At 65.4% G+C, this 22,828-nt stretch carries 22 protein-coding genes; 13 read left to right on the forward strand and 9 right to left on the reverse strand.

The window, feature by feature from the left end:
* Nucleotides 1-2: 2 nt before the first annotated feature.
* The 3 genes from IVA93_RS27745 (at nucleotide 3) to IVA93_RS27755 (ending at nucleotide 3,023) form a co-directional block, all read left to right on the forward strand.
* Nucleotides 3-584 (forward strand): NUDIX hydrolase, encoded by a 582-nt coding sequence (locus IVA93_RS27745; RefSeq protein ID WP_018458816.1) that lies wholly within the window; start codon nucleotides 3-5, stop codon nucleotides 582-584.
* 279 nt (nucleotides 585-863) lie between these two features.
* Nucleotides 864-1,793 (forward strand): glycine reductase, encoded by a 930-nt coding sequence (locus IVA93_RS27750; protein ID WP_018458817.1) that lies wholly within the window; start codon nucleotides 864-866, stop codon nucleotides 1,791-1,793.
* Between the two features lie 36 nt (nucleotides 1,794-1,829).
* Nucleotides 1,830-3,023, forward strand: a complete 1,194-nt coding sequence (locus tag IVA93_RS27755) for a CaiB/BaiF CoA transferase family protein (protein ID WP_018458818.1) — start codon at nucleotides 1,830-1,832, stop codon at nucleotides 3,021-3,023.
* A gap of 12 nt (nucleotides 3,024-3,035) precedes the next feature.
* Here IVA93_RS27755 and IVA93_RS27760 read toward each other — a convergent pair whose 3' ends face one another.
* Nucleotides 3,036-3,791, reverse strand: coding sequence for an SOS response-associated peptidase (locus tag IVA93_RS27760; protein ID WP_026233667.1), 756 nt, complete (start codon nucleotides 3,789-3,791; stop codon nucleotides 3,036-3,038).
* 63 nt (nucleotides 3,792-3,854) lie between these two features.
* Between IVA93_RS27760 and IVA93_RS27765 the strand changes: the two genes are divergently transcribed.
* From IVA93_RS27765 to IVA93_RS27780, 4 genes are all read left to right on the forward strand, one after another.
* Entirely contained in the window at nucleotides 3,855-4,355 is a 501-nt protein-coding gene (locus IVA93_RS27765) for a hypothetical protein (RefSeq protein ID WP_085352590.1), read from the forward strand.
* 18 nt (nucleotides 4,356-4,373) lie between these two features.
* Nucleotides 4,374-4,808 (forward strand): NUDIX hydrolase, encoded by a 435-nt coding sequence (locus IVA93_RS27770; RefSeq protein ID WP_018458821.1) that lies wholly within the window; start codon nucleotides 4,374-4,376, stop codon nucleotides 4,806-4,808.
* 47 nt (nucleotides 4,809-4,855) lie between these two features.
* Entirely contained in the window at nucleotides 4,856-5,233 is a 378-nt protein-coding gene (locus tag IVA93_RS27775) for a TIGR02301 family protein (protein ID WP_007607220.1), read from the forward strand.
* A 142-nt stretch (nucleotides 5,234-5,375) separates the two neighbouring features.
* Nucleotides 5,376-5,642 carry a hypothetical protein gene (locus IVA93_RS27780; RefSeq protein WP_007594892.1) on the forward strand — a complete coding sequence of 89 codons (267 nt, stop codon included), beginning with the start codon at nucleotides 5,376-5,378 and terminating at the stop codon, nucleotides 5,640-5,642.
* A 92-nt stretch (nucleotides 5,643-5,734) separates the two neighbouring features.
* On the opposite strand, the gene IVA93_RS27785 is transcribed toward IVA93_RS27780, so the two are convergent.
* From IVA93_RS27785 to IVA93_RS27805, 5 genes are all read right to left on the reverse strand, one after another.
* Nucleotides 5,735-6,052 (reverse strand): cupredoxin domain-containing protein, encoded by a 318-nt coding sequence (locus IVA93_RS27785; protein WP_018458822.1) that lies wholly within the window; start codon nucleotides 6,050-6,052, stop codon nucleotides 5,735-5,737.
* Nucleotides 6,053-6,062: 10 nt separating this feature from the next.
* Nucleotides 6,063-6,596: a DUF4142 domain-containing protein gene (locus tag IVA93_RS27790; protein ID WP_018458823.1), complete on the reverse strand. Its 534-nt coding sequence runs from the start codon at nucleotides 6,594-6,596 to the stop codon at nucleotides 6,063-6,065.
* Between the two features lie 90 nt (nucleotides 6,597-6,686).
* On the reverse strand, nucleotides 6,687-7,391 hold the full coding sequence (locus tag IVA93_RS27795) for an RNA polymerase sigma factor (RefSeq protein ID WP_026233669.1): 705 nt from the start codon (nucleotides 7,389-7,391) through the stop codon (nucleotides 6,687-6,689).
* Nucleotides 7,392-7,495: 104 nt separating this feature from the next.
* On the reverse strand, nucleotides 7,496-8,365 hold the full coding sequence (locus IVA93_RS27800) for a sulfurtransferase (protein ID WP_018458825.1): 870 nt from the start codon (nucleotides 8,363-8,365) through the stop codon (nucleotides 7,496-7,498).
* Nucleotides 8,366-9,703: a dihydroorotase gene (locus tag IVA93_RS27805; protein WP_018458826.1), complete on the reverse strand. Its 1,338-nt coding sequence runs from the start codon at nucleotides 9,701-9,703 to the stop codon at nucleotides 8,366-8,368. It lies immediately after the preceding gene.
* Nucleotides 9,704-9,804: 101 nt separating this feature from the next.
* Here IVA93_RS27805 and ygfZ point away from each other — a divergent pair, with 101 nt between their 5' ends.
* The 6 genes from ygfZ (at nucleotide 9,805) to IVA93_RS27835 (ending at nucleotide 16,503) form a co-directional block, all read left to right on the forward strand.
* Nucleotides 9,805-10,686 carry a CAF17-like 4Fe-4S cluster assembly/insertion protein YgfZ gene (ygfZ, locus tag IVA93_RS27810; RefSeq protein ID WP_018458827.1) on the forward strand — a complete coding sequence of 294 codons (882 nt, stop codon included), beginning with the start codon at nucleotides 9,805-9,807 and terminating at the stop codon, nucleotides 10,684-10,686.
* Nucleotides 10,683-11,309, forward strand: coding sequence for a DNA-3-methyladenine glycosylase I (locus IVA93_RS27815; RefSeq protein ID WP_085361347.1), 627 nt, complete (start codon nucleotides 10,683-10,685; stop codon nucleotides 11,307-11,309). The genes ygfZ and IVA93_RS27815 overlap by 4 nt, the downstream gene beginning before the upstream one ends.
* Entirely contained in the window at nucleotides 11,306-11,920 is a 615-nt protein-coding gene (locus tag IVA93_RS27820) for a YfbR-like 5'-deoxynucleotidase (protein WP_018458829.1), read from the forward strand. Before IVA93_RS27815 ends, IVA93_RS27820 begins: the two co-directional genes overlap by 4 nt.
* A 144-nt stretch (nucleotides 11,921-12,064) precedes the next feature.
* Complete coding sequence (locus IVA93_RS27825) at nucleotides 12,065-12,571, forward strand: tyrosine phosphatase family protein (RefSeq protein WP_007607206.1); 507 nt, start codon at nucleotides 12,065-12,067, stop codon at nucleotides 12,569-12,571.
* Nucleotides 12,572-12,776: 205 nt separating this feature from the next.
* Nucleotides 12,777-13,745, forward strand: a complete 969-nt coding sequence (locus tag IVA93_RS27830; protein WP_018458831.1) for an NUDIX hydrolase — start codon at nucleotides 12,777-12,779, stop codon at nucleotides 13,743-13,745.
* 49 nt (nucleotides 13,746-13,794) lie between these two features.
* On the forward strand, nucleotides 13,795-16,503 hold the full coding sequence (locus tag IVA93_RS27835; protein ID WP_247363575.1) for a DUF2339 domain-containing protein: 2,709 nt from the start codon (nucleotides 13,795-13,797) through the stop codon (nucleotides 16,501-16,503).
* 3 nt (nucleotides 16,504-16,506) lie between these two features.
* Here IVA93_RS27835 and IVA93_RS27840 read toward each other — a convergent pair whose 3' ends face one another.
* The 3 genes from IVA93_RS27840 to IVA93_RS27850 all read right to left on the reverse strand — a co-directional run bounded on the left by IVA93_RS27840 (nucleotide 16,507) and on the right by IVA93_RS27850 (nucleotide 22,811).
* Entirely contained in the window at nucleotides 16,507-18,195 is a 1,689-nt protein-coding gene (locus tag IVA93_RS27840; RefSeq protein WP_018458833.1) for a methyl-accepting chemotaxis protein, read from the reverse strand.
* 281 nt (nucleotides 18,196-18,476) lie between these two features.
* Nucleotides 18,477-20,447 (reverse strand): methyl-accepting chemotaxis protein, encoded by a 1,971-nt coding sequence (locus IVA93_RS27845; RefSeq protein WP_026233670.1) that lies wholly within the window; start codon nucleotides 20,445-20,447, stop codon nucleotides 18,477-18,479.
* Nucleotides 20,448-20,654: 207 nt separating this feature from the next.
* Complete coding sequence (locus tag IVA93_RS27850; RefSeq protein ID WP_247371502.1) at nucleotides 20,655-22,811, reverse strand: methyl-accepting chemotaxis protein; 2,157 nt, start codon at nucleotides 22,809-22,811, stop codon at nucleotides 20,655-20,657.
* Nucleotides 22,812-22,828 lie beyond the last annotated feature (17 nt).

The raw sequence follows: 22,828 nt of genomic DNA on the forward strand, positions 1-22,828 counted from the left end.
GCATGACCATATCCGACCGCGTTCGCATCAAGGACGTCCGCGTGCTCTCGGACGGCTGGACCCCCCTCAAGACCACCACGTTCGAGTACCGGCGCGCCAATGGCGAATGGCAGACGCAGCACCGCGAGACCTATGAGCGCGACAACGCCGCCGCCGTGCTGCCCTACAACCGAGCGCGGCGCACGGTGATCCTGGTGAAGCAATTCCGCTTGCCGGCCTTCATCCGCGGTTACGACGATCTCCTGATCGAAGCCGCCGCCGGGGTGCTCGACGACGCCTCGCCCGAGGTGCGCATCCGCGCCGAGGCCGAGGAGGAAACCGGCTATCGCCTGCACCGCGTCCACAAGGTGTTCGAAGCGTTTATGAGCCCCGGCGCCATCACCGAGAAGCTGCATTTCTTCGTCGCCGAGTACGAGCCGGAGATGCGAGTCAGCGACGGCGGCGGCCTCGAACACGAAGGCGAGGACATCGAGGTGCTGGAGCTCGGCATTGACGAGGCGCTGGCGATGATCGCGGACGGGCGTATCATCGACGCCAAGGCGATCATGCTGCTGCAGCATGTGGCGCTGCATGTGTTTCGGTAGGTTGTCTTCCTTCCTTCTCCCCTTGCAGGAGAAGGTGGCGCGAAGCGGCGGATGAGGGGTTTCTGTCCGCGCGCGCATCTCATGCAGTTGAGCACGCGGAGAGAGACCCCTCACCCGTCTCGCCGCTTCGCGGCGAGCCACCCTCGCCCGCAAGGGGAGAGGGGAAAAAGCGGACCTGGCTCTATCAGTGCAATTCTGACCTGCATTGCCTCGCCCCCCGTTGAGCTCACCCCCGACTATCTCTAGTCTGTCGCCAACAAGAACCAGGAGACGCGCCCCATGTCCGCTTCGCGCGACGACGAATTCGGCTTTGCGCCCGACTATGACGCCCCCGTTCCCTATATGCAACGCACGCGGGACTATTACGCCGCGATTGGCTACACCACGGCGTATCGCTGGGCTCACTACACCGAGGCGCCGTTCCAGCCGCTAAAGAAGCCGTTGTCGCAATCAAGCGTCACCATCATCACGACCGCCGCGCCATACGACCCCGCCAAGGGCGACCAGGGACCGGGCGCGGCGTATAATGGCGGCGCGAAATTCTACCAGGTCTATGAGGGCGACACGGCGAAGCCCCACGACCTTCGCATCTCGCATATCGGCTACGACCGCAAGCACACCACGGCCACCGACAACGGCACCTGGTTTCCGCTGCCGCAGCTCTTGAAGGCAAGCACCGCCGGGCGCATCGGCGAGGTGGCCCCGCGCTTCTTCGGCGCGCCGACCAACCGCAGCCATCGCGTCACCCTCGACACCGACGCGCCGGAAATTCTGGCGCGCTGCCTTGCCGACAAGGTCGATGTCGCCGTGCTGGTGCCGAACTGTCCAGTCTGCCACCAGACCACGGCGCTGGTGGCTCGGCATCTCGAGGCGAACGGCATTCCGACCGTGATCATGGGCTGCGCCAAGGACATCATCGAGCACGCCGCCGTGCCGCGCTTCCTGTTCTCGGATTTCCCGCTCGGCAATTCCGCCGGCAAGCCGCACGACATCGCCTCGCAGGCGCAGACGCTCGAGCTGGCGCTCAGACTGCTGGAGACCGCGAGCGGCCCGCAGACCACGATGCAGTCGCCGCTGCGCTGGAGCGAGGACGCTTCCTGGAAGCTCGACTACAACAACGTCGCGCAGCTCTCAGCTGAAGAGCTGGAGCGCCGCCGTGCCGAATTTGACAAGCAGAAGGAGATCGCGCGCGGCAATCGCGCCGCCTGACGTCCTCCGACAACCAAAACAAACAGGGAGAGCGACGTGACGCGACCGTTCGAGGGCGTGAAGATCCTGGACTTCACGCAAGTGCTGGCCGGCCCCTATGCGAGCTACCAGCTCGCGCTACTGGGCGCCGACGTCGTCAAGGTCGAGCGGCGCGAGGGCGAGGACATGCGCCGCACGCCGCTGTCACGCGAATGGGCGGAGCGCGGGCTCGCGCCCGCGTTCCAGGCCATCAACGGCAACAAGCGCAGCCTGACGCTCGACCTGCAAAAGCCCGATGCGATCGCGATCGTGAAGAAGCTCGCCGCGCAAGTCGACGTCGTCATGGAGAATTTCCGCCCCGGCGTGATGGACAAGCTCGGCATCGGCTACGAGGCGCTGTCCGCGATCAATCCGAAGCTGATCTACTGCGCGGTGTCCGGCTTCGGCCAGACCGGTCCGGACCGGCTGCGCCCCGGCTATGACGGCAAGATGCAGGCGCTGTCCGGCATCATGGCGATCACGGGTCATCCCGAGACTGGGCCGACCCGCGCCGGCTTTGCGGTGTGCGACGTGCTGTCGGGCGCCACCGCTGCGTTCGGCGTGTCGAGCGCGCTTTACCAGCGCGACCGCACCGGCAAGGGCCAGCTCATCGACGTCTCCATGCTGGAGGCGACGATGGCGTTCCTGTCGGGGCAGATCGCGGACTGGTCGGTCGCGGGCCATCGCCAGCAGCTGTCGGGGAATCAGGCCGTCAGCCGCAGGACCACGGCGAATTTGTTTAGATGCGGCGACGGTCACATCCTGCTCGCCGTCAACAACGAGAAGCAATATCGCGCACTGATGTCTGCGCTCGGCCGCGAGGACACGCTCAGCGATCCGCGCTTTGCCGACTGGTTTGCGCGCAACGAGAACGAGCCGGCGCTGCGCGCCATCATCGAAGAGGCGCTCGCGGCAAGGCCTGCGCGCGAATGGGAGACCATTCTGGAAGACGCCGGCGCGCCCTGCGCCAGCATCTGGAAGGTCGAGGAAGTCATCGACCATCCGCAGATCAAGGCGCGCGGCGCGATCCAGGAACTCGATACGCCCTACGGCCGGCTTCGTTTCGCCGGCAGCGGATTCAAGCTCGCGCATGGCGGCGGCAGGCTCGACCGGATGGCGCCGGAGCTCGGCGCGGATACGGATGCGGTGCTGGGCGAGCTGGGATTTGACGCAGCGGAGATCGCAGCACTACGGGCGCGGGAGATCGTGTAAGGGCGAAGCCGCTTAAAACAACGACCCCTGCCCGTCATCAGCCGGCCCGGCCGCCGCTTTCCGCACCACCTTCTTCTTCGGCGCCTCCGCCTCCATGTCCTCCGCGCTGATCGGCAGGAGCAACTGGTCGTCGTCATTGGCGACGCGGTTGACGCGGGTGGAGACCGGGTGCCAGGCGAATTCGCCGATGCGCGGGGCGGTCATCAGCGGCAACACCGCATCGAGGTCATCGCTGCGGCTGTCGAGCCAGCGCTCGAAATCGCGCGGGCTGATGGTGACGGGCACGCGATCATGGAGCGTGGCGAGATCCTCGCTCGCCGCCGCCGTGACGATCGCGACCGTGTCGAGCTCCTCGCCGTTCGGCCCGACCCAGGTCTCGAACACCGCTGCAAAGCCGAGCGGCGCGCCGTCGGCGCGATGGATGAAGAACGGCTGCTTGCGCCCACCCTCCGCCTTCCATTCGTAATAGCCGTCGGCCGGAATCAGGCCGCGGCGCCGGCGAATCGCGTTCTTGAAAGCGGGCTTCTCCAGCACGGTCTCGGAACGGGCATTGATCAGGAGCGAAAATCCCTTGGGATCCTTGACCCAACCCGGCAGCAAACCCCAGCGCATCAGGCGAAAATGGCGCGCGCCGTTCTCGGCCAGCACGACCGGAATCGGTTGTGTCGGGGCCACATTGAACCGGGGCGGGAAGTTCGGCTGCTCAATGTAGCCGAACAGTTGCCGCAAAGCCGCGGGGGCCGAAGTTATGACGAAGCGTCCACACATCCTTGAGGGCCTATATAGGGTCCGTTCAGGTCCTTTTAACCCCGAACGTTAACACTGCGGCAGATGAGCTCAACGGTCTCCCAGCCGGCGCGAATGCATGGACAGACGGGGCCCGAGGCTGCAGCCTGGGCCGAGCGGCTGCGCGTGGCCAACATCAACCCGCGGACCGGGCTTGCCACCGACTATCTCAACCATTTCAATGAAGCCGTGATGCTGCTGGAAATGGTCCCCGACATGCCGGAATGCGCGGAAGATTTTCTGACCTGGTCGCCGCTGTCCTATGCCGAGCATTTCACCGCCTCGAACTTCAAGGCCCGGGATCTGGCGATCGAGGCCTATGAAAAGGCCGACCCGAACGTGCGCGCCCAGTTCGACCACCTCACCGACACCATGACCTCGATCCTGACGGCGGTCGGCTCGGCCATGCGCGAGGTCGAGAAGGACACGACCCGCGTTCGCCTCGCCGAGCAGGCCGCCCACTGGGTCAAGCCGCTGATCGCGGCCTGCGGCGGCATCATCAATGGCGGCGCGGAAGCCGACGTCGACAACATCATGGCGAACTGAGCCCGAGCAGGTGAAGTCATGGCTGCGATCGTTCAGCCCACCCGTCCCCAGATCGCGGTCAGTGCCGCGATTTTTCGTGACGGCAAGGTGCTTCTGACCCGTCGCGCACGCTCGCCGGCAAAGGGGTTCTATTCGCTGCCGGGCGGCCGGGTCGAGTTCGGCGAATCGCTGCACCAGGCGCTGGCGCGCGAGATCGACGAGGAGACCGGGCTAGATATCGAAATCATTGGCCTCGCGGGCTGGCGCGAAGTGCTGCCGGCCGCGGCCGGCGCCGGCCACTACCTGATCATGTCCTTTGCCGCCCGCTGGGTGGCCCGGGAGCCGGTTCTCAACGACGAGCTCGACGACTGCCGCTGGATCGCCCCAAAGGCCCTGGCGAGCCTTGGCGACCTCAAGCTGACCGGCGGGCTGGAAGAGGTCATCCAGTCCGCTCACCGGCTGATGGGCGCCTGACGGCCCCGCCTTGCGTCTATCGCCCCGAGGAGGCATACACCCGGCCGATGTCGACGCGATTTCTGGCCATTTTTGCCCTGATTCTCGCCTGCGCCTCGGTGCCCACGAGGGCTCAGGACGGGGCAGCGCCGTTTGACGGCGATTTGCAGCGACTGGCGGAGATCCTCGGCGGGCTGCACTATCTGCGCGGCATCTGCGGGTCCAACGAGGGCAACAAATGGCGCAGCGAGATGCAGGCGCTGATCGATGCCGAAACCCCCGCCGGCGAACGCCGCACCCGCATGATCGCCGGCTTCAACCGCGGCTATAACGGTTTTCAGCAGACCTACCGGAGCTGCACGCCGGCCGCGACGGTGGCGATCCGCCGCTATATCGAGGAAGGCGCCAAGATCTCGCGCGATCTCACGGCGCGTTACGCGAACTGAGACAGCGGCGGGAACCCTGTCATCGACTTTGTACACAGCCGTTAACCGTTCCTAAAGATGTGGCCTAGCGGGCGTTAACGTGCGTGCTACACCTCTCGCACAGCGCATCGCCGTGGATTGCGCCCCAGCCCCGACGAGTTTCATGAGCCATCCAGTGTCCTACGCTCCCGCACGCGCGCCGCTGCCCGATCACGAGCAGAAGCAGGCCGCACTGAGTTATCTCAACGAGGCCTGGGCCGAAGCGCGCCATGATGGCGTCGACGGCGACTGCCTGGCGCAGGCGAGCCTGTTTGCGGCCCTTGCCGAGCTCGTCGGCACCTATGGCGAGGACGCGGTGGCGAAGTTCGTCGAAGGCTTTCCCGGCCGCATCCGCAACGGCGAATTCTCGGTCGACATTTCCAGACAGTAAGTCTTTCTCCAGGCAGTAAGCCTTGCCGAAAATGACCCCGCCACGTAGGCGGGGCCAGCTTCCGCTACGGTCGGGAATACGCTCCGAGCCCGTTACGGCTCGATCTTGAGCGTCGCTTTCATGTTGGGATGAAAGCGACAGTAATAATCGATCGTGCCCGCCTTCTTCAGAACCAACGTCCCTGATTTTTTCGCCGGCAGGTTGACGTCGAAATCGCCGTTCCTGGCTGTCGCGGTGTGGACGAAGACGTCCTTGTTGATCCATTCAATGGTGTCGCCGACCTTGGCCGAAGCGTCTTTCGGCGACACTTCGAGATTCTCCATCGTGATCTCGATGGTCGCAGCGTGCGCCGGGACGGCCACCGCCACGAGCAGGACCGCTGTCGCGATCGCGGACAATCGTCCCAGCATCATCGCCTCCCTATTTCAGCTCCGCCGCGACGTGCTCGGCGTGCTGCTGATGGCCCTGGAAGATTTTCAGGCCGGTCTGCAGCAGGCTCTTCAGTTCGGCATTGCTGGCGGACGGAATGAGCTGGGTTTCCAGCGCGCCGTTGACCGTCTTGTGGTAGGCGACCTCGTTCGCGACATAGGCCTTGTCGAAGGCCGCACCGCTCAGCTTGTCCAGTTCGGCGAGCTTCTCGCTCGCCTGCTTTGACAGCGCTTTGCTGGTGTCGTTGTCTTCAGGCGTGACGTTCAGCTTCTTGACCAGCGCGAGCGCCTGCTTGTTGACGGCCTCGTGGTCGCGCAGCATGTCCTCGGCAAACGCCTTCACGTCCTTGATCTTGGCTTTCTTCTGCGCCTGCTTGGCTGCGTTGATGTCGATCACGCCCGCGGTGTAGGCGATGTGGGCGATCTGCGGATCGGTCAGCTTGTCGGCTGCTCTGGCGCCTTGCAGCAGCGCGGGGCTCGACAACAAAATTGCAGCGGCGATCGCCGTGGTCCAACGAACGAACATGGTTTGACACTCCTGTGGTGCCGGACGTTTTGCCGGCGCGTTGCTTCACAGGCGTTGGATGGAATTCTCGCGCAAACGTTCCCGAAAAATTCAGCCGCCGATGCCAAGCCGCTTCAGCACTGACACGGTCAGCCGCTCGCAGCGCCACCCGGCGAACGGGAACGCATCCATCACCACCGGACCGATCTCCTTTTCGACGTTCTCGCGCAGCATGGTCCGCGCACGGTGCAGCCGCGTCTTCACGGTCTCGGGCTTGACGCCGAGCAGCTCGGCGGTCTCCTCGATGTTCATCCCTTCCATGACGCGGGCGACGAAGACCATGCGGAAGACATCCGGTAATTCATCGATGGCGCGCTCGACGACGCGCTGGATTTCACGTTGGGCCATGGTCCTTTCCGGATCGCCTGGGGGAGAAGCGGGAAATTTGATGATCTGCGCCTCGAGCGTCGCTTCGGGCACCGAGCCGAGCTCGACCTGCGGCCTGGCGCTTCGCGCCCGGCCAAGTGCCTCGTTGATGGCGATGCGCGACAGCCACGTCGACAGTCCGGACTCGCCGCGGAATCCGTCGAGATGGGTGAAAGCGCGGACATAGGTTTCCTGAACGACATCCTCGGCTTCGCTGTCGCTGCGCAGAATTCCGCGCGCCAGACGATAGAGCCTGCGGTTGTTGGCCTGCATGATCTCGCGCAGCGCGGCCTCGTCATGGCCCCGCGCCCGCTCGACCAGTTCGGCTTCCAATGTCCTGATTTCTGAAGTCTTGGCGCCGGCGGACAGGCCGGCTGCGATCCGTGGCATGGCGGTCACCTGCTCGTTTGGCTTCATTCCGGACATTGGATGCCGCCCCAAGGGAAAGGTTCCCAACTTTCTGTCCCTCCCCTGGGGAGGGGCCAAGGAATGTCCTAATCCGTCTCGATCGGCAGCGCCGGATCCTTCGCCCACTCCCCCATCGAGGCATCGTACAGCGTCAGCTTGTCGTAGCCGAGTTGCGTCAGCAGCATCAGGTCGATCGTCGCCGAGATGCCGCCGCCGCAATACAGGATCACATTCTTGTCGCGGGTGACGCCTGCCGCGTCGAATTTGGCCTCGGCATCGGCGAGCGTCGTCAGCGTCTTGTCCGCATTGACGAGCGCTGCCGCTGATACGTTGACGCTGCCGGGAACGCGGCCGGGCCGCCCGTAGCGGCTCGGCTCGAGGCCGCGATGAAACTGGGGACCGAGCGCGTTGACGATAACAGTCGCGGGATCTCCGAGCCGTGCCTTGACCGCATTCTTGTCGACGAAGAAGCCTGCGCGCGGTGTGGCCTTGAAGGTCGTGGCCGGATAGCCCTTCGGGGCGCCTGTTAAGACCGGCCGTCCCTCGTCCTTCCATTTGTCGAGGCCACCGTCGAGCACCCGCGCCTCAACGCCGAGCGAGCGCAGCATCCACCAGAACCGCGTCGACCACATCATGGTGCCGATGCTGTAGAGCACGACGGATTTGGATGCATCGAGGCCGTGGCGGCCGAAGGCGGCCTCCAGCTGGGCCACATCAGGCATCATGAAGAATTGCTGCGCAGAGGCGTCGGAGAACTCGCCTTGCAGGTCGAGAAAATCGGCCCCCGGAATATGGCCGGCCTCGAACGTCTTATCGCCCGGCACGGCGCGATAGGGCACATCGCTGCCTGGCGGCACCGGCTCGTTGTAGGTCGTGCAGTCGTAGAGGCGCAGGTTGGGATCGCCGAGCTGGGCTGCAAGTTGCTCGGTGGTGATGAGGGGTGTCGGTTCGGTCATTCACTCCTCCCTCAGCGTCTCCAGAAACCGCACCGGCTCACCTTGCGCGGCCGTCACGAGCTCGCCCTGCCACATCACGCGGCGGCCGCGGATGAAGGTGCCTACGGGCCAGCCGGTGACGCGCAACCCGTCATAGGGGGTCCAGCCGGCCTTGGACGCGACCCATTTGTTGGTGATGGTCTCGCTGCGCTTGAGATCGACGACGGTGAAGTCGGCGTCATAGCCGGCGGCGATCCGCCCCTTGCAGGCCATGTTGTAGAGGCGCGCGGGGCCGGCGCTGGTGAGATCGACGAAACGCGCCAGCGACAGCCGACCCGCATTGACGTGGTCGAGCATGAGCGGCACCAGCGTCTGCACGCCGGTCATGCCGGAGGGCGAGGCCGGATAGGTCTTCTGTTTCTCTTCCAGCGTATGCGGGGCGTGGTCCGAGCCGAGCACGTCGATGATGCCCTGCTCGATGCCGCGCCAGATCCCGGCGCGGTGATCGGCGCCGCGCACCGGCGGGTTCATCTGGGCCAGCGTGCCGAGCCGCTCGTAGCATTCGGGCGCAACCAGCGTGAGATGATGCGGCGTCGCCTCGCAGGAGGCGACGTCCTTGTGGTCGCGCAAAAATTCGATCTCTTCCTTGGTCGAGATATGCAGCACGTGGATGCGCTTGCCGGTCTCGTGTGCGAGCTTCACCAGCCGCTGCGTCGCCATCAGCGCGGCGGTCTCGTCGCGCCACACCGGGTGCGAGCGCGTGTCGCCCTCGATACGCAGCGATTTGCGGTCGTTGAGGCGGTATTCGTCCTCGGCGTGGAACGCCGCGCGGCGCCGGATCACCTGGAAGATGCGGCGCAGGCTTTCGTCATCCTCCACCAAGAGCGCGCCGGTCGAGGAGCCGATGAACACCTTGACGCCGGCGCAGCCGGGCGCACGCTCCAGCACCGGCAGGTCCTGCACATTCTCGCGGGTGCCGCCGATGAAGAAGGCGAAGTCGCAATGCATGCGGTGATGGGCGCGCTTCACCTTGTCGGTGAAGGTGGCCTCCGTCACGGTCAACGGCGCGGTGTTTGGCATCTCGAACACGGCGGTGACGCCGCCCATTACGGCGCTGCGCGAGCCGGTCTCGAGGTCTTCCTTCTGCTCCAGCCCGGGCTCGCGGAAATGCACCTGCGTATCCATCACGCCGGGCAGGATGTGCAGGCCCTTGCAGTCGATCACTTCCGCGGCGGAAGCCTGCGACAGCGCGCCGATCTCGGCAATGCGACCGTTGACGACGCCGACATCGCGGGTCCCCTCGCCGTCCTGGTTGACGACAGTGCCGCCCTTGAGGATCACGTCGAAACGCTGGGTCATGGCTGAAGGCCTCTCTCGTCCCCAAGCGCGGGGCTTGAGGTCTTGTCGTTTTTGCCTTGCGGGCTTACGTTCCGGAGCAACATGTCGCAAGAGATTTTCGTATGAAATCAGCGTTTCTTCCGGACCGGGGCGTGATCAAGGTCGCGGGCGAGGATGCGCGCAACTTCCTCAATGGCCTCGTCACGACCGATGTCGACAAGCTGAAGCCGGGCCTGGGCCGATTCGGCGCGCTGCTGACGCCGCAGGGCAAGATCATCGTGGATTTCCTGATCACGGAAGCGCCTGCCGGCCATGGCGGCGGGTTCCTGATCGATTGCCCGAAGCCGCTTGCCGACGGCCTCGCCACCAAGCTGAAATTCTACAAGCTGCGCGCCAAGGTCACGGTGGAAAACCTGTCCGAGGATCTCGGCGTGCTCGCGGCCTGGGACGGCAAGCCTGCGGCCCAGCCCGACCTCGCCTTCGCCGATCCGCGCAATGAAGACCTCGGCTATCGCATCCTGATCCCTCAAGACCTCCAACAGAAGCTGTCCGATCTGATCGGCGCCGAACTCGTCGACGCCGCCGCATACGAGGCCCACCGCATCGCGCTCGGCGTGCCGCGAGGCGGGCTCGATTTCACCTACAGCGATGCGTTCCCGCACGAGACCAACATGGACCGCCTTTCCGGCGTCGATTTCGACAAGGGCTGCTATGTCGGCCAGGAGGTCGTCTCGCGCATGCAGCATCGGGGCACCGCGCGCACCCGCAGCGTGAAGGTGCTGCTCGAGGATTTCTCGCCTGAGCCCGGCGTCAGCGTCATGGCCGGCGATAAGCCGGTCGGCACGATGGGCTCGTCGGCGAAAGGAAAGGGTATCGCGCTGGTGCGCATCGACCGCGTCGCCGATGCGCTCGATGCGGGACAGGCGCTGACTGCCGGTGGGCTCGCTGTGAGGCTTGCGGAACCAGACGTCGTGCGCATTCCAACGAAGCAACCCATCGCATGAGCCGTGCCCCTCGCCTGCATCCCGACGGAAAGACGCGTTGCCCCTGGCCCGGCGAAGATCCGCTTTACGTCGCCTATCACGATACTGAATGGGGCGTGCCGGAATATGACGACCGCGCGCTCTATGAGAAGCTGATCCTCGACGGTTTCCAGGCCGGCTTGTCCTGGATCACGATCCTGCGCAAGCGCGACAATTTTCGCAAAGCCTTCGACGATTTCCAGCCGGAAAAGATCGCACGCTACAACGAGAAGAAGGTTCACGCGCTGATGAACGATGCCGGCATCGTGCGCAACAAGGCCAAGATCGACGGCGCGATATCAAGCGCGAAATCCTATCTCGCCATCATGGAGAAGGGCCCCGGCTTCTCGAAATTCCTGTGGGACTTCATGGACGGAAGGCCCAAGGTCAATCATTTCAAGACCACCGCGAGCGTGCCTGCCTCGACGCCGCTCTCCATGCAGATCTCCAAGGAGCTGGCCTCGCGCGGCTTCAAATTCGTCGGCCCGACCATCGTCTATGCCTTCATGGAGGCGACCGGCATGGTCAACGATCATCTCGTCGACTGCCATTGTCACGCGAGCTGCGGCAAGTCGCAGCGCAAGCCGCGCCTCAAGGCCAAATGAGCGCGAAGAAGACGGACCGCGGCGCCGACACCCGCGCCTGGCAACGCATGCTGTCGGGCCGGCGGCTCGATTTGCTCGATCCCTCCCCGCTCGATATCGAGATTGCCGACGTCGCGCATGGGCTGGCGCGTGTTGCCCGCTGGAACGGCCAGACCATCGGCGCACACATCTTCTCTGTCGCGCAGCATACGCTGCTGGTCGAAACCGTGATGCGGCACGAGAATCCCCGCGTGGATCAGCGCATACGGCTTGCCGCGCTGCTGCATGACGCGCCCGAATATGTGATCGGCGACATGATCTCGCCGTTCAAGGCCGTGCTCGACGGTCATTACAAGGCGGTCGAGAAACGTCTGCTCGGCGCGATTCACATCCGCTTTGGCCTGCCGCCGGTACTGCCGGACGAGATCACGCTGGCGATCAAGGCCGCCGATCGCGGCGCGGCCTATCTGGAGGCAACGACGCTTGCCGGCTTCAGCGAGAGCGAGGCCAAGCGCCTGTTCGGCAAGGATCCCGGCCTGTCCGACAGCGTCCGGCGCGACTATCTCACCCCCTGGACGGCTGCCCGGGCCGAGAAGCAGTTTCTGGAGCGGTTTGGCGCCGTGTTTGCGTGATCGTTGTCGTGGGTTAGAGTCCTGCAGGGCGGGCAAAGGGGCCCTTGCCGCCCACTGTTTTGCGCAATGAGACGAAAGTGGTGGGTACGCTTCGCTTTGCCCACCCCGCCAACGCTCGCTATAATCTGCGGAAAAAGGTCCGCCATGATCCACGTCTGCTCCCTCGCCGCCCTTCCCGAAACCGTCCGCCTCACCAAGGCCAGCCACGTGCTGACCGTGATGGCCAATGTCGAACAGGTGGCGCGGCCGGTGTCGGTGCTGCCGGCCAACCATCTCAAGGTGTCGATGGACGACATCACCGAGGAGATGGACGGCTTCGTCGCGCCGTCGGAAACGCATATCGAGCAGGTGCTGAACTTCGTGCGCGGCTGGGACCGCGACGCGCCGCTGGTGGTGCATTGCTATGCCGGCATCAGCCGCTCCACCGCGAGCGCCTTTGCCGCCGTGTGCGCACTCAATCCGAATCGCGACGAGACCGAGATCGCGAAGAAGATCCGGGCGGCGTCCCCGATCGCCTCACCGAACCGCCGCATCGTCGGCCTTGCCGACCGTGCGCTGGGGCGCAACGGCCGCATGCTGCGCGCACTCGACGAGATGGGCCCGGGCGCGATGATGGTCGAGGGCCGCCCCTTCGTGATCGAGCTCGAATGACAGTTGCGCACCACAGCACAGGTGTGCCCCCTCTCCCGCTTGCGAGCAGAGCAATCGCATGCGAGCCTTTACGCAGACGCCTCCACATCGTCATGGCCGGGCTTGTCCCGGCCATCCACGACCTTTGCTGCGGCACGAAGAACGTGGATGCCCGGGACAAGCCCGGGCATGACCAGTTCACGGCCGCACTGGCGATCGCCATCGCATGAGCGAAAAGCTGCTGACGCCGATCGAGATCGGCCTGACCGCCGCGATCGTCGCGATCGAGGATCACGAACCGCTGATCCTCACCGCGCGCGACAGTGACGGCCTGGCCGGCCTGCCGTTCGGCCCGTTCGATGCGCCTAGCCATCGCACTTTCGAGATCGGGCTGCGGGCGTGGGTCGAGGAACAGACGGGCCTGCGGCTCGGCTATGTCGAGCAGCTCTACACGTTCGGCGATCGCGGCCGGCATGCCGAGGCTGGCGACACCGGCGCGCACATGGTGTCGATCGGCTATCTCGCACTGACGCGCGCCTTCGGCGGCGAACTGGCCGCCACGAGTGCGAGCTTCGCGCCGTGGTATCGCTTCCTGCCTTGGGAGGACTGGCGCGAGGGGCCGCCCGCGATCATCGCGGACGACATCATCCCGGCATTGACCGGCTGGGCCGAAGAGGAGACGCCGGAGACGACGCGCGCATTGCCGCGCAAGGATCGGATGCGGTTCTATTTCGGTCTCGACGGCGCGTCCTGGGACGAGGAGCGCGTGCTCGACCGCTACGAGCTCCTGTACGAGGCAGGGCTGGTCGAGGAAGCGCGGCGCGATGGTCGCCCTGCGGCATTAGCGCGCAAGGCGCTGTCCGCGCTCGGCACATCCATGCGCTTCGACCACCGCCGGATTCTTGCGACAGCGGTCGCGCGACTGCGTGCAAAACTGAAGTATCGTCCTGTGGTCTTTGAACTTTTGCCCGCCGAGTTCACACTTACCGAATTGCAGTATACGGTGGAGGCGATCTCCGGCCGACACCTGCACAAACAAAATTTCCGCCGCCTGGTCGAAATGGAAGCCCTGGTCGAACCGACCGGGGTGATGTCGACACAGACGGGCGGACGTCCGGCGGCGCTCTACCGCTTCCGTCGCGACGTGCTTCAGGAGCGACCCGCGCCGGGCTTGCGCGTACGCTCCCGGCGCTAACCCGAGATATGCGTGATCGGCCCCTGCCCGCCGGTTGCCTGGAGGCTTTATGTCTGACGGCCCGTTTGACGTCTTCGCGCTGATCATTGCGATCATCGCCTTCATCATCGCGATCAAGGCTTCCAGCCAGGCGGCTGAACTGCGACGACGGCTAAGCTCGCTCGAAGAGATGTTCCGCGCGCAACGGCCCGTGCAGCCGCCGCTGATCCCCGCAGATGTGTGGGCTGACGCGCCCCCCACAACTTCCGCAGCGCCGCCGCCGCTTGTGCCCCAAGCCGAAGCCAGAGCCGAGGCGCCGCCCCCGCTCGTCACCGAAGATATTTCACCGCCTCCGCTCGAAGCGAGCACCGAGGCCGACGCGACGCCGCCGCTGCCCGCACCCGCGCCCGGGTTCGAGGAACGGCTCGGCACGCGCTGGGTAGTCTGGATCGGCGGCCTGGCGCTCGCGCTCGGCGGCTTCTTCATGGTGCGCTATTCGATCGAGGCTGGCCTCCTTGGCCCCGGCGTGCGCGTGTTCCTTGGCGGCGTATTCGCGCTGGCGCTGCTGGGCGCCGGCGAATGGTCACGGCGCAAGGAGAGCATCTCCAACATCGCCGCGCTGCCGATCGCCAACATTCCCGCTATCCTCACCGCAGCCGGTACGGCGGTGGCATTTGCGACCATCTACGCGGCGTACGCGCTCTATGGCTTCCTCGTGCCCGCGACCGCCTTCGTGCTGCTCGGCCTCGTCGCGCTCGGCACGCTGGCTGCCGCGCTCCTGCACGGACCCGCGCTCGCCGGCCTCGGCGTGGTCGGCGCCTTCGTGACGCCGATCCTCGTCTCCAGCGACAAGCCGGACTATTGGGCGCTCTACATCTATCTCGCCATCGTCACCGCCGCGAGCTTCGGCCTTGCCCGTATCCGGCTGTGGCGTTGGCTTGCGGTCACGACAATCGCCTTCGCCGTGCTCTGGATCTTTCCGGGGCTCGATGCCGGCGACCTGCAGGTCGCGCCGCACGCTTTCCATGTGATCGCAGGGTTCGTTCTTGCCGCTCTTCTCGTGGTCTGCGGCTTCATGTTCGGCCCGACGATCGAGGACGGTGAGATCGAGCCGGTCTCGTCGGGCTCACTCGGTGCCTATCTGTTCGGCGCGATGTTGATCGTGCTGTCGAGCGCGCATGCGGATCTGGCGCTGATCGCCTTCACGCTGCTGGTCGGCGCGACGCTGCTGGTCGCCTGGCGCGCGCCTGCGGCGACCGGCGCACTCGGTGCCGCCGCCGCGACCGTCTTCGTCGTGTTCGCCGAATGGGCGGTGCGCGCCAATCCCGACATGCTCGTGCTGCCGAGCGGTCCCATGGCCGGCATCGCACCGACGGCGATCGATAGCGCGGTGACGCTGCATCTGGTGATGGCGGCGATCTTCGCCGCCGGCTTCGGCATCGCGGGCTTCCTCGCGCAGGGACGTTCGAACTCGGCGATCATTCCGGTGGTGTGGTCGGTCGCGGGGGTCGCGACGCCGATCGCGATCCTGGTCGCGCTCTACGCACGCATCGCGCATCTCGATCGCTCGATCCCGTTCGCCATCCTCGCGGTGCTGCTCGCCGCCGCCTTCGGCGCCGCCACCGAAGCGCTTGCGCGCCGCGAGACCCGGCCGGGCGCCATGATCTCCACGGCCTTGTTCGCGACCGGCACGCTCGGTGCGCTGGCGCTGGCGCTGACGTTTGCGCTGGAGAAGGGCTGGCTCACGATCGCACTGGCGCTGATGTCGCTCGGCACCGCCTGGATCTCGATGCAGCGGCCGATCCCGTTCCTGCGCTGGCTGGCCGCGATCTTCGCAGGCCTCGTCACCGCTCGGATCGGCTATGACCCGCGCATCGTCGGCGACGCCGTCGGAACCACGCCGATCTTCAACTGGCTGTTGTGGGGCTACGGCCTGCCGGCGGCATCGTTCTGGGCGGCGAGCCTGTTCCTGCGCCGCCGCGGCGACGACGCCCCGCTGCGCATGGTCGAGAGCGCCGCGATCCTGTTCACCGCGCTGCTCGCCTTCATGGAGATCCGCCATTTTGCGACCGGCGGCGACGTGACGTCGGCGCCGTCGCTGCTCGAATGCGCGCTCCAGGCCTGCGTGACGCTCGCCATGGCGATCGGGCTGGAGCGCCTGCGGCTGCGCAGCCGCAGCGTCGTGCACAATGTCGGCGCGGTGGTGCTCACGGTGATCGCCGGGCTCGTCAGCGTGTTCGGTCTCTTGATCCTGGAGAACCCGCTGCTGTGGCGCACCGACGTCGGCGGCGCCGTGTTCAACCTGCTGCTGCTCGGCTACGCGCTGCCGGCAGTGCTGATGCTGCTCTTGTCCTATGCCGTGGCCGGCGAACGCGGCAAGGCCTACGCCAACACGATTGCAGGCGGCGCGCTGCTGTTCGCGCTGATCTATGTCACGCTGGAGATCCGCCGCTTCCATCACGGCCCGATCCTCTCCTCCGGGGCGACGACGGGCGCCGAGCAATATACCTATTCGATCGGCTGGCTCGGCTTCGGCGTGGTGCTGCTCGGCGTCGGCATTCTCGTCAAGTCGGAGCGGGCGCGGCTGGCATCGGCCGTCGTGATCGCGTTGACGATCCTCAAGGCCTTCGTCATCGACATGTCGACGCTGACGGGCGTCTACCGCGCGCTATCGTTCATGTGCCTCGGCATCGTGCTGGTCGCGATCGGCTGGCTCTACCAGCGTATCCTGTTCCGGCGGCAGATCGCACCGCCGCCGGCTCCGCAGACGAGCACGTGAGCGTCAGGCCGCGCGAACCGATTCCAGGAACTGCGCGACCTCGACCTTGAGACGGGTGCTGTCGGTCGCCAGCGATTTCGCCGCCGACAATACCTCGGTCGAAGCCTCGCCGGTCTCGATCGCACCGCGCTGCACGTTGGTGATGTTCGACGAGACCTCCTGCGTGCCGACCGAGGCCTGCTGCACGTTACGCGAGATTTCCTGCGTGGCCGCGCCCTGCTCCTCGACGGCGGCGGCAATGGCCGCAGCCACCTCGGAGAGCCGCTCGATGGTGCCGCCGATCTCCTGGATGGCACTGACCGATTCCTGCGTCGCCGCCTGGATACCCGAGACCTGCGCCCCGATCTCACCGGTCGCTTTCGCGGTCTGCTCGGCCAGCGCCTTGACCTCGGAGGCGACGACCGCGAATCCGCGGCCCGCATCGCCGGCACGCGCGGCCTCGATGGTCGCGTTCAGCGCCAGCAGATTGGTCTGGCCCGCGATGGTGTTGATGAGCTCGACGACGTCGCCGATGCGGGACGCCGCCTGCGACAGCGCATTGACACGGTCGTTGGTCCGCGCCGCTTGCTCGACGGCCTCCGCCGCCATCCGCGCCGAATCCTGCACGCGGCGGCTGATCTCGGTGATGGAGGACGACAGCTCCTCCGAAGCGGATGCCACCGCCTGGACGTTGGTCGAGGCTTCCTCGGAGGCGGCTGCGACGACGGTCGCGAGTTCCTGTCCGCGCTGCGCGGTGTTGGTCAGCGTCGAGGCGGAGGCCTCGAGCTCGGTCGAGGCCGAGGAGACGGTCCCGACCACCTCGCCGATCATGGCTTCGAACTTGCGGGTGATGGCATCGACGCGGCGACCGCGTTCGATCTTGACTTCGGCGTCGCGCGCAGCGGCCTCGTCGGCGGCCTTCTTGGCGATCAGCGCCTCCTTGAAGATCTGCAGCGCATCTGCCATCGAACCGATTTCGGTCTTCTCGCCGCGATGCGGAACGTCGGCCGAGAGGTCGCCCTCGCCGAGGGACTGCATCGGGCGGATGATTGAGGCAATGCCGCGAGAAACGTCGCGCACGAGGTAATAGGCGGCGCCGATCGCGATCACGACCGAGAGCACGATGATGCCGACCAGCACGCGGAAGATCATGGCGTAGCTGTCGGCGGCCTGCTTCGTCTCAAGCTCGGCGCCCCGGTTGTTGAGTTCGATGCCCTTCTGAAGCAGGGGATCGGCGGCCTGGGCCATCTTCGCAACCTTGGTCTGCAGCAGCTCGTTGGCGTCGGCCGGGAAACGGCCAACGCCCTTGCGCGACAGTGCCATCACGTCCTGCACGCCGTTCAGATACTCGGCCCACGCCGTGCTCCATTGCCCATAGAGCGAGCGCTCCTCGGCCGAAGTGATCAGCGGCTCGTAGACCTTGCGGGTCTGGTCGATGCGCGCGCGCAGCGAGGCCAAGCGCTTCTCGGCGGCGTCCTTTCCCTCAACGCTGTCCTGCATCAGATGCAGACGGAGCGCGACGCGCAGCTCGTTGATGTCGGCGCGAAGCGAGCCGAGCGCGCGCACGCTGGGCAGCCAACTCTCCGCGATCTCGACCGTATGGGAATTGATGTTCTGCATGGTGCCGATCGCCGTCACGCCAACGCCGGCGAGCGAAAGGACCAGGACCGACAACACGGCCAGAAGCTTGAAGACGATCGACAATTTCGACATCACGACAAATCCCGATGTTACCTGGCAACGCGCAAATTGTCCGCGCCGCAAACCGCCACGAAGATGGCGAGACGGAGGTCAGTTCAACAATGCTGGCTGGTTCTTGTCCCGTGAGATTGCACACATAGTCGCAAGCAGGCGTTAACAGGGCCCTACGTAAAATTACGGGACAGCGCTGACGGTCGTTATTTCTCCTGCAACCAACTGTGCAGCTGCACAGCCACCTGATGCTGCGACGCGACCTGTCCACTTGCGACGCAATGTGCGGAAGGCGACGGCTGTCACGCCGCCCGTACCGAATCCAGGAAGCGCGCGACCTCGCTCTTCAGCCGATGGCTCTCCTGCGACAGCGATTGCGCAGCCGAATGCACCTGCGCCGAGGCCGCCCCGGTTTCGCCTGCGCCACGCTGGACATCGCCGATATTCGCCGAGACTTCGGAGGTGCCATTCGCGGCGTGCTGGATGTTGCGGGAGATCTCTTGCGTGGCGGCACCCTGTTCCTCGACCGCGGCGGCGATGGTTGACGAGATCTCCGACATCCGCGCGATGGTGTCGCCGATCTCCTTGATCGCACCGGCGGAATCTTCCGTCGCGGTCTGGATCGCGCCGATGTGCTGGCCGATCTCGCCCGTGGCCTTCGCAGTCTGCTCGGCGAGCGCCTTCACTTCGGAAGCGACCACGGCAAAGCCGCGGCCGGCCTCGCCGGCACGCGCCGCCTCGATCGTCGCGTTGAGCGCCAGCAGGTTGGTCTGGGCGGCGATGGTGTTGATCAGTTCGACCACGTCGCCGATGCGGGCGGCGGCCTTCGACAGTTCGGCGACGCGTGCATTGGTGCGCTGGGCCTGCCCGACCGCCACGTCGGCGACACGGGCCGATTCCTGCACCTGACGGCTGATCTCGGAGATCGAGGAGGTCATTTCCTCGCTCGCTGCAGACACCGACTGCACGTTCGCGGAGGCCTCTTCGGAGGCGGCCGCCACGACCGTGGCAAGCCCGTTGCCGCGCTCGGCAGCCTGCGTCAGCGTATTTGACGAGGCCTCCAGCTCGGTTGCCGCCGACGAAACAGTATCGATGATCTCGCCGACCGCGCCTTCGAAAGTATCGGCGAGCCGGTGCATGTCGGCCTTGCGCTGCTGGCGCCCGCGCGCCTCAGCTTCGACCTGCTCGGTGCGCAGCCGCTCGGCCTCCGCCATATTGGTCCTGAACACCTCGACGGCACCGGCCATCTCGCCGATCTCGTCTTTGCGCCCGATGCCCGGAACGGATATCGAAAGCTCGCCGCGCGCAAGCCGCGTCATCGCGCCGACCATGCCGGCAAGCGCCTTCGAGATCGAACGTCCCAGAAGGAAGCCCACCGCGGCGAGCACGACGACGGCAATGGCGAAGGCGACCATCATCCACATGCGCACGGCATCGCGGGTCGCAGCTTCCGCAACGTCGGCCTTCCTGTAGAGGTCTTCGACTGTGTTGCGCACCTCGATCATGCTCGGTTCTAACCCACGGAACGTTTTCATCATGCTGGCGTCGAGGGCCGCAGTTTGCTGCGCCGTCTCCACCCACGCCGTGAACTCGGATTGATATTTCTGCAGCTTGGCTGTGATGTCGTTCATCACTGCCGTAGGGATTGCGACGACCTCTATCGCCTTGGAGAATTCGACCGCGGCCTTCTTCATCTCGGCGATGTATTTTGGGTCGCGCCGCAGCATGAAGTCCTTCTCGTGCCGGCGCATCATCAGCATCCAGCTCGTGGACCTGGGATCGTCGATCTCCTTGAGCTTGGCCTCAATGTCGTGCACGGCGGCGCGGAGCGAGCCGGAGAGGCCCAGAGTCTCGTTTAGGCCGAGCCGGGTCTCCGCGGCCACCAATGCGCCGAAGTCCGACGCGTATCGCTTGAAGCCGTCCTGGGCCTGCTTCATCCGGTCGGACAGCGCGCCCAAGCCGCCGGCCGACATCAGCCGCTCCACCTCGTCGAAGTCGCGATTGATCGGCCCGATCAATTCGGCATGTGCCTTGGCGTAGCTCTCGTTGCGGCGCTGCTGAAAGTTCTTCTCGTTGCGGCGGGCCTCCAGCATCTCGATCGAGAGCTGCTTGTCGAGGTCAGCGATCGCACGAGCGCGGTTGGCAATCTCGCGGGAGGCGTCCTGGGAGAGACTGCCGATCTCGTAGATCGCGCCGAAGGCGACGAGACCCAACAATCCGAACAGTCCGATCGCCATGACCTTATGGGTGAGACGAATGGAAGGGCCACTCATGGAATGTGCTCCAATACGATTGATACGCAATACGAGGAGGGCGACTCGGCACCCGGAATATTGCGGAGATCATGACTGCATCGGTTTTCCGGAAGGTTAACCGTGCGGCTCATCGCGCCGCGACATCCAACTGCGAACGCATGCGAACCACCGCAGCGTCTTCGCGCGGCGGTTGTAGTCGATCGATGATTGGTGACGGCGACCGCGTCATGCTGCGCGCACGGTATCGAGGAAGTTGCCGACCTCGAGCTTGAGGCGGTTGCTGTCGCCAGAGAGCGACTGGGCCGCCGCCAGCACCTGCGACGACGCCGAGCCGGTCTCGTTCGCGCCGCGCTGCACATCGGTGATGTTGGCCGAGACCTGATGGGTGCCTTCCGCCGCCTGCTGCACGTTGCGGGAGATTTCCTGTGTCGCCGCGCCCTGCTCTTCCACGGCAGCCGCGATGGTAGAGGAAATCTCCGAGAGCTTCTCGATAGTGCCGCTGATGTCCTTGATTGCGCCGACCGAATGCTCGGTCGCGGTCTGGATGCTGGCGATCTGCTGCCCGATCTCGCCAGTGGCCTTTGCGGTCTGTTCGGCGAGTGCCTTGACCTGGGAGGCCACAACCGCAAAGCCGCGACCGGCTTCGCCGGCGCGCGCGGCCTCGATGGTCGCGTTGAGCGCCAGGAGATTGGTCTGACCCGCGATGGTGTTGATCAGTTCGACCACGTCGCCGATCCGCGTCGCCGCCCTGGACAATTTGCTGACGCGCTCAGTGGTGACACGCGCTTGGCCGACAGCTTCGTTGGCCACGCGGGCCGATTCCTGCACCTGCCTGCTGATCTCGGTGATAGAAGACGACAGCTCCTCGGTGGCCGACGCCACCGCTTGCACGTTGGTGGACGCCTCCTCGGAGGCCGCAGCAACCATGGTCGTGAGCTGCTGCCCTCGCTCCGCGGTCGATGTGAGGGTCGACGCCGAGGCTTCGAGCTCGGTCGCTGCCGAGGAGACGGTGTCGACGATCTCCCCGATCGCGGCTTCGAAGCCGTCGGCCAGCTTCCGCATCTCCGCCTTGCGCTGCTCGGCTGCCCGGCTCTCGGCCGCAGCGTGATCGCCGCGCATGCGTTCGACTTCGAGGCCGTTTTGCTTGAAGACTTCAACGGTCCGCGCCATCTCGCCGACCTCGTCACCTCGGCAGGTGCCAGGCACGACCGTCGTGAAGTCGCCATTGGCGAGCCCACGCATCGCAACCGAAATGGCTGAAAGCGGCTTGAGGATCCGGCCAAAGGTGATCCAGAAACTGAGGCCAGCGAGCATCACCGAGGCGCAGAGCAACACAACTGTGAAAACAAAATTACGAGTGCTGACCTCTGCCTGCATCGTGGCTTCGCGGTCAGCGGCCGCGCCAATGGCTTCACCGAGCTTCAGCACTGCATTGATGCCGGCGGTGGCCCGCGTGAAGTACTCGGGTCCCGTGATTCTGTAGTCCCCGCCTTCGCCACCGGCGAGCACAGTCACCCGCGTTTCACCGTAGGCACCAAAATAGGACTTCTCGACCTCCGTCATCGCCTCGCCGATCTGCAGGGCGAGGTCCGAACGCAGCCGCACCGGCAATACCGTGTCCCATGCGAGTTCGACCTTGGCCCGCAGCGCCGAAAGGCGCTCATAGCCCTCCATCCCGAGCTTCGCGCGCGCACCGACGACCCCAGCCAGCAGGGCCCGCTCCCTTCCAGCATTCTCGACCATCTGAGCTGTCAGATGTCGCAAGCCGATGAGCTGGGCCAGCCTTGCCACGGGCGGGCTGGTGAGTGTTTCGAGCGTCAGCCGCAAGCGGTTGCTCGCGACGTCGATCACCTCCGTAATCGTTGGCGCGAAGCCATCTACGAGGTCAGGCTCGCGTTCGACGCGCGAGCGCGACATTCCCGCGTCGGCTTTCTCACGCAGGAGACGCAGCGCCTCGAATTTCGTCGCTGCGTCCGCAATCTGTCTTTGCCCCGCCGTCATTTCGGAAATCGCGCTGATATCGAGGACGGCTTGGCGAAAGGCCTCGTCGGCCGTCGCGCGCGCCTTTGCGATTTCCGCACGGCGCTCGGCACTGACGACATCAGGAGACTTCAGCACGGCGTTGGTCAGCCCGCGTTCAATCGCCCAATGTCCTGCGCTGCGCAGCAGCAGTTGCGCAACTGCATTGACCTTCAGGAATGCCTCGGACTCTCGCCTCTTGAGGACGGCCTCATAGGCGATGAATCCGGCCGAGGCCAACCCAAGCACGACCAGGGCAGAGATGATGATCGGCAAGATCGTGCCGATCCGAACATGTCCGAGCCGACTCCACGCGCTGGCGGACTGAGTTCGGACCTGCTGATGATGAGCAGGGCTCAACATGGTACGTTTCCCCCAAA

The organism is Bradyrhizobium sp. 155 (genome assembly GCF_023101105.1).
In the GTDB taxonomy this organism is placed as follows: Bacteria; Pseudomonadota; Alphaproteobacteria; order Rhizobiales; family Xanthobacteraceae; genus Bradyrhizobium; species Bradyrhizobium canariense_D.

Coding starts and splice junctions, on each gene's coding strand:
- IVA93_RS27745 (WP_018458816.1), top strand. CDS start 3: ATGACCATATCCGACCGCGTTCGCATCAAGGACGTCCGCGTGCTCTCG.
- IVA93_RS27750 (WP_018458817.1), top strand. CDS start 864: ATGTCCGCTTCGCGCGACGACGAATTCGGCTTTGCGCCCGACTATGAC.
- IVA93_RS27760 (WP_026233667.1), bottom strand. CDS start 3,791: ATGTGTGGACGCTTCGTCATAACTTCGGCCCCCGCGGCTTTGCGGCAA.
- IVA93_RS27765 (WP_085352590.1), top strand. CDS start 3,855: ATGAGCTCAACGGTCTCCCAGCCGGCGCGAATGCATGGACAGACGGGG.
- IVA93_RS27770 (WP_018458821.1), top strand. CDS start 4,374: ATGGCTGCGATCGTTCAGCCCACCCGTCCCCAGATCGCGGTCAGTGCC.
- IVA93_RS27775 (WP_007607220.1), top strand. CDS start 4,856: ATGTCGACGCGATTTCTGGCCATTTTTGCCCTGATTCTCGCCTGCGCC.
- IVA93_RS27780 (WP_007594892.1), top strand. CDS start 5,376: ATGAGCCATCCAGTGTCCTACGCTCCCGCACGCGCGCCGCTGCCCGAT.
- IVA93_RS27785 (WP_018458822.1), bottom strand. CDS start 6,052: ATGCTGGGACGATTGTCCGCGATCGCGACAGCGGTCCTGCTCGTGGCG.
- IVA93_RS27790 (WP_018458823.1), bottom strand. CDS start 6,596: ATGTTCGTTCGTTGGACCACGGCGATCGCCGCTGCAATTTTGTTGTCG.
- IVA93_RS27795 (WP_026233669.1), bottom strand. CDS start 7,391: ATGCCACGGATCGCAGCCGGCCTGTCCGCCGGCGCCAAGACTTCAGAA.
- IVA93_RS27800 (WP_018458825.1), bottom strand. CDS start 8,365: ATGACCGAACCGACACCCCTCATCACCACCGAGCAACTTGCAGCCCAG.
- IVA93_RS27805 (WP_018458826.1), bottom strand. CDS start 9,703: ATGACCCAGCGTTTCGACGTGATCCTCAAGGGCGGCACTGTCGTCAAC.
- ygfZ (WP_018458827.1), top strand. CDS start 9,805: ATGAAATCAGCGTTTCTTCCGGACCGGGGCGTGATCAAGGTCGCGGGC.
- IVA93_RS27815 (WP_085361347.1), top strand. CDS start 10,683: ATGAGCCGTGCCCCTCGCCTGCATCCCGACGGAAAGACGCGTTGCCCC.
- IVA93_RS27820 (WP_018458829.1), top strand. CDS start 11,306: ATGAGCGCGAAGAAGACGGACCGCGGCGCCGACACCCGCGCCTGGCAA.
- IVA93_RS27825 (WP_007607206.1), top strand. CDS start 12,065: ATGATCCACGTCTGCTCCCTCGCCGCCCTTCCCGAAACCGTCCGCCTC.
- IVA93_RS27830 (WP_018458831.1), top strand. CDS start 12,777: ATGAGCGAAAAGCTGCTGACGCCGATCGAGATCGGCCTGACCGCCGCG.
- IVA93_RS27835 (WP_247363575.1), top strand. CDS start 13,795: ATGTCTGACGGCCCGTTTGACGTCTTCGCGCTGATCATTGCGATCATC.
- IVA93_RS27840 (WP_018458833.1), bottom strand. CDS start 18,195: ATGTCGAAATTGTCGATCGTCTTCAAGCTTCTGGCCGTGTTGTCGGTC.
- IVA93_RS27845 (WP_026233670.1), bottom strand. CDS start 20,447: ATGAGTGGCCCTTCCATTCGTCTCACCCATAAGGTCATGGCGATCGGA.
- IVA93_RS27850 (WP_247371502.1), bottom strand. CDS start 22,811: ATGTTGAGCCCTGCTCATCATCAGCAGGTCCGAACTCAGTCCGCCAGC.